Source organism: Lentilactobacillus kefiri (genome assembly GCF_007989105.1).
GTDB classification, from domain to species: Bacteria; Bacillota; Bacilli; order Lactobacillales; family Lactobacillaceae; genus Lentilactobacillus; species Lentilactobacillus kefiri.
Window position 1 is genome coordinate 1 of the sequence record NZ_BJVK01000101.1, and the last position, 861, is coordinate 861.

At 44.1% G+C, this 861-nt stretch carries 1 protein-coding gene; it reads left to right on the forward strand.

All coding sequences use genetic code 11. The annotated features are described in order from the left end of the window. The first annotated feature begins 60 nt into the window (after positions 1–60). Positions 61–848, forward strand: a protein-coding gene (locus tag LKE01_RS11860) for an IS5 family transposase (RefSeq protein ID WP_089121852.1) whose coding sequence is annotated in 2 segments (ribosomal slippage) — positions 61–319 and positions 319–848 — 789 coding nt in all. Because the reading frame shifts where the segments join, the coding sequence is not laid out codon by codon here. The last annotated feature ends 13 nt before the right edge of the window (positions 849–861 follow it).

The window sequence follows — 861 nt, forward strand, 5'->3', positions numbered from 1 at the left end:
AAGAAACTGTTTGAGATCTAAATTGAGTTTTGGTATACTTTTGCAAAAAAGGAAATTGTTATGCCTAATTATCCCAGTAATATTACTCGCCAACAGTTTGAAGTCATTCGCTCAGAACTAGAAAACTTTTGTCAACGGACGAAGCCGCGGCAAGTTGATTTATATGACGTTTTCTGTGCCATTCTATATATCTTAAAGACCGGCGCTCAATGGCGGGCATTACCGCATGATTTTCCCAAGTGGCAAACGGTCTACACGTATTTTCGCTTATGGTCTCGGCAACCAACGCCAGCAGAGCCATCACTGTTAGATCAGGTTTTAAAAAAATTGTCGCTACCTTACGATCCAAGCAGGATCGTTCGGCGTTAACTTCCTTCATTATCGTTGACGCTCAGAGTGTTAAAAATACCGAAACGGCCGAGAATAAAGGCTATGATGCCGGTAAGAAAATTTCCGGAATTAAGCGGCATCTAGCAGTGGATATGAATGGCTTTCCGCAAGCCATTCATTTAACGCGGGCCAATGTCTCTGACCGTGACGGCGCCAGTGCCATGTTAGCCTTAAACGCCGAAAACTTACGCCGGGTTCGAAGTGTATTGGTTGATGGTGGTTACAGTGGCCGCAATTTCGCCATGGATGTCCAGCTTAATTTAAAAGCGACCACCCAAGTCGCCAAACGAAATGAGTTACATAAATTTGAAGTGTTGCCACAACGCTGGATAATTGAACGCTCCTTTAGCTGGTTGGAAAAATATCGTCGGCTCTGGAAAAACTGTGAACGACAGCTGCACACCAGTACAACGATGGTAACTTTAGCGTTTGTCTCAGTTTTCCTACGCCGCTTTTAGAGATCTCAAACAG